Consider the following 4,410-nt stretch of genomic DNA (forward strand, 5'->3'; position numbering starts at 1 on the left):
GCAGATTTACACCGTCTTAGAAGAAGGAAGTGTGAAAATGCGACATGAGGGAGACGTGAATTCGTCAAACGTAGTACTTAAGCCTAGTTATATGGGAACGTTTGAAAAGAAAAATGAATTCATCAAAGTAGAAGAAGTTGATGTATATAGCTGGGTTGCCTGGAAAGATAAACAGTTAGTTTATGATGATCTTCCACTTAAGGACGTTATGAGAAGCTTAAGTAGATGGTATGATGTTGAGGTTGTATTTGAAGATGAAGATTTAAAAGAAATAACCTATACACTCGATTTTCGTCGATACGCTGAGATTGAAACTGTCTTAAACGCAATTGAAGCGACAGGTGATATAGAATTTAAAATTAAGAAAAATAAAGTTTATGTGAGAAGGAAAAAATAACACCAATGAAGGCCAATTCATTGGTGCTTATACAATGTTTCCAACAGGTATCTGTTGATAATCGAACCCAAATATAGGAGAAATTGAATGTTCATCCTAGAAATTAGGTGCCTGTTTTTTACATATAAGCATGTTGTCTTATCCGGATTACATTAATTATCAAAGAAGTGTTTTAAATTATTAATGTAAAAAATCTATGAAAAAAAGAATTAGGTTCCTGTTAATGGCAGGGCTGGTAACATGTTTTTTTAGTGCATGTGAAAATGAGGACGAACTGGGCGTAGTTGATCCGAATAATTCAATTTCCGTTCATGGTCTGGATGCAGTTGAATTAGGAAGTGGCGTGATGTTTCAAGGGAATGATTTCAATGTAACTAATACTGTTGAATACATATGGTATGATAAGTATCTCTATCCGAATGAAGACGGTGTGCCTATTGAATTTGTGGATGAGGTAGTTGGTTATACTGTTGAAGGATCACCCATTAAAACAGGCAATTATATTGTACGACTATACGAAAAGGGTATTGTATGGGACGATCAACTAAAAAAATCATTCGGCATCGGGGCAGCTGTTAGCTTGCAAATGGCATCAGGTAGTATTGATCAATTAGAAGCTGGCGAGTATACCTATGGTGAAGATGGAAAACCAAATACATTTAAAGGTTATGCCTGCTCTAATTATAATTTTAATCCTACAAGTTCTAATGAGGTCACTTCACCAATTACATTAAAGGGCGGTAGTGTTAATGTTGAGAAGAATGGCAAAGTTTATACCATTGAATTCGATTGTGTTACTTCCATTGGAAGTCCTGTGAAAGGTAAGTATGTTGGTGAGCTGGGATATGTGAATGAACAGTTAGATGTAGATATACAGCACTTAACGGATGTTTATATCGAGTCGGCATGTGACACAATGCATTACAAATACCACCATTTTTGGGATGACGGTTTTGACATCTGGACAAGTCCTGATTATGATCGGCCATCAAGTTTGTATATAACAGCAGATGGAAAAGCAATAAGTGGAAAAACAGCCAACGCAATGACAGAGATGGAAAAGAAAACAGTTGATTTAATGTGTGTTTACGATAAGGTTGAGAATCAGTTAAAGATAACAACTCCTCTGGAAATGCGTGGAATTGCCTGGCATGGTAAATATCCTGATTATTATACTTCGGCAGAATGGTTAGAGATTGTATTGCCATGTCATACCATCGTGAATAGCACGTCGGGTTTATCTGCTGAAGACTTTGATAATATTACAAGCTCGGCTGATTTAAATTTTGATGTCGTTTCTGATGATTACTGGCTTGATTTAGATGAAAGTCATGAAGATAGGGTAGTTATATTTCAGACAGGTAATGGAATTAAGGGAGCATTGAAAATAAAATCGATATCACCTTTCATACGTTATCAATTTGATCATGGCAGCGGATCTTATTCTTATCCAGTGAACCCGCGGATAGATTTCGAAATTAAAACAATGCTTGCCGCATCTTCTGAAAAATTGAAGTAGACATTAAATGAAATCAAAAATGAAAAATAATAATATAACAAATAATTGTTGTGTCTTTATAAGATTTAGAAAGATGCTAAAGACAATATTGCTTTGCATGTCTTTTTTGATGCTTGTCACTCCTACCATTAATGCTAATGACACAGCTTCAGAAAGAATATCATTAAATATGCGAAATGCCTATTTAAAAGATGTATTAAGAGAAATTAAGAGTCAAACACAATTTGATTTCATTTACAATAGTAAAGAAATTCAAAATATCCAGTTCGAGAACCTCCAGATTGATGGTGGAGATATTATCGAAGTAATGGATAAGTGTTTAAATGAAACTCATTATAAGTTTGAAATTCGCGATAATATAGTTATCATAAGAAAAAAGGAGTCTTATAATAATACACAGGAAAAAAAGAGCGTATCGGGTATAGTTGTAAATGAAGATGGTGAGCCGCTTCCTGGTGTAAATATTATTGTAGTTGGTGGTGGGGGATTCATTACCGATTCAGAAGGGAAATTTAAAATCTCAGTCAATTCACTTGAGAAAGATGTATTACAATTCTCTTATGTCGGAACTAAACCTCAATCTATTGAATTGAGAGGTCAAGTTTATTTGAGGGTGGTAATGAAAGAAGATGCTCAAGATCTTGATGAAGTTGTTATCACTGGATATGAAGTGGTGAATGAAAAGTTGAATACAGGTGTAGCTGAAACTGTTAAGGGTAAAGAACTGCTAGGACAAGGTATTGATAATATTGATGTAATACTAGAAGGGAAGATTGTTGGTGTTAATAGTCAGGTATCTACAGGTGCTGTTGGAGTAAGAAACCAAATAACAATTCGGGGTGAAAACAGTTTGAATGGTAATACCGAGCCTTTATGGATCTTAGATGGCTTACCAATGACAGGTGGTGTTCCTACGCGTGAAAATACAGGTGGTAATTATGCGAATACCATTATGGAAGATGGCTTAGGCAATATTATGCCTGAAGATATTGCATCTATTACTGTTTTAAAGGATGCAGCAGCGGCAGCCATTTATGGAGCTCAGGCATCTAACGGGGTAATTGTTATCGAAACAAAAAAAGGTTTTAAATCTAAGACCAGATTTACATATAGTGGTAATTACGCTTATAACTTTCAAACACCTTTTGATGCAGGTTTAATGAATGCAGCCGAAAAGTTGGAATACGAAACCGCAATAGTCAATGATTTTGGTTTAAATTACTCAGGACAAGCCGGTCGTGGAGGAATGCTCTTACAACGGTTAAACAGCGGTTATATCACTCGTGAAGAATATGCGGCGGAATATGCACGACTTGCTGCAATTAATACAAATTGGTTTGATGAAATCTTTCAACCTTCGCAATCCATGAGTCATAACATTAGTGTTCGTGGTGGAACAGAAGGTATTTCATACTATAACTCATTGAATTACACAAGTCAGAACGGAACTGTTGAGCAAAACAAAGCGACCAATGTCGGTTTTCGATCTAACCTGGAATTTAGGCCAAATGCGAAATTAATTATTGGTTTAAGTTTTAGTGCTAATGCTCGTGAAAATGAAAACCACGCTTCACCTGTCAATCCGTTTAAGTACGCAGCATTTGCTAATCCTTATGAACGACCATATGATGAGGATGGAAACTATGATTACGATTTGACATTTTTGTCGAATAACAGCACCGACAAAACGGCTTCAGGTTTAAAGTATGAACATTTCAATATTTTGCATGAAATGGAGAATACGCGCAAAAGGTTAGAAGGCTTGGATGCAAATGTAACAGCCAATATTGTATACAACACAAAGAAAGGACTTCAATTAAAGACTATTTTTCGAAAGGCATATGGTTATAATCAGGCAATGACTGAGATATTCCCAGGTACTTATGCTTCTTATAATGGTGAGCAATTTGCAAAACCATCATTTCCGAACGACTTATTACCTTTTGAATATGATAATGGATCTTTAGCTGAAAATGCTGGAAAAAGGGAGGAATGGAGCTGGAGAAATCAAATCGATTATTCTTTGACACTTAATAAACACTTTTTTAGTGTCTTGGTAGCAAATGAAATGAGATCGAGCAAGAATAATAATTTTAACTATCGTTCTCCTATGTACGATCCTGAATACAGGAATATTGGGTTACCTACTTTACCTTTAGCAGAAGACCGTGAAGATCAGTTGAAGTATCACCAAATGCAAGGTTTAGTAAGAGGTCTTTTTGGTACTGGCGACGGGCAGGGGCGCACTGTTTCTTTTTTAGGACAAGCACGTTATAGCTTCGATGACAAATATGTAGCCAGTTTTTCGCTTCGATATGATGGTGCTGATGTAATAGGTGATAATAATCAGTTTACACCTTTATGGTCTTTAGGGGGCCGTTGGAATGTTGAAAAAGAAAAGTTTTGGGACGGTATTCGTCATATAATAAACCACCTATCTATTCGCGGATCATACGGATATACAGGTAAAATTGATCGAACAGCTTATCCATTC

The 4,410-nt window shown here is 35.9% G+C and carries 3 protein-coding genes; all 3 read left to right on the top strand.

Features of this window, described 5'->3' with window-relative positions; all coding sequences use genetic code 11:
* Positions 1-397 (top strand): FecR family protein (locus tag AC4MRQ_RS25035; RefSeq protein WP_491200469.1); only part of this gene is annotated, 397 nt, incomplete at its 5' end.
* A gap of 196 nt (positions 398-593) precedes the next feature.
* Positions 594-1,916: a hypothetical protein gene (locus tag AC4MRQ_RS25040; RefSeq protein WP_491200470.1), complete on the top strand. Its 1,323-nt coding sequence runs from the start codon at positions 594-596 to the stop codon at positions 1,914-1,916.
* Between the two features lie 73 nt (positions 1,917-1,989).
* Positions 1,990-4,410: SusC/RagA family TonB-linked outer membrane protein (locus tag AC4MRQ_RS25045; RefSeq protein WP_491200471.1), on the top strand; the 2,421-nt coding region annotated here is incomplete at its 3' end.

Source organism: Carboxylicivirga sp. (assembly GCF_982718395.1).

Coding starts and splice junctions, on each gene's coding strand:
- AC4MRQ_RS25040 (WP_491200470.1), top strand. CDS start 594: ATGAAAAAAAGAATTAGGTTCCTGTTAATGGCAGGGCTGGTAACATGT.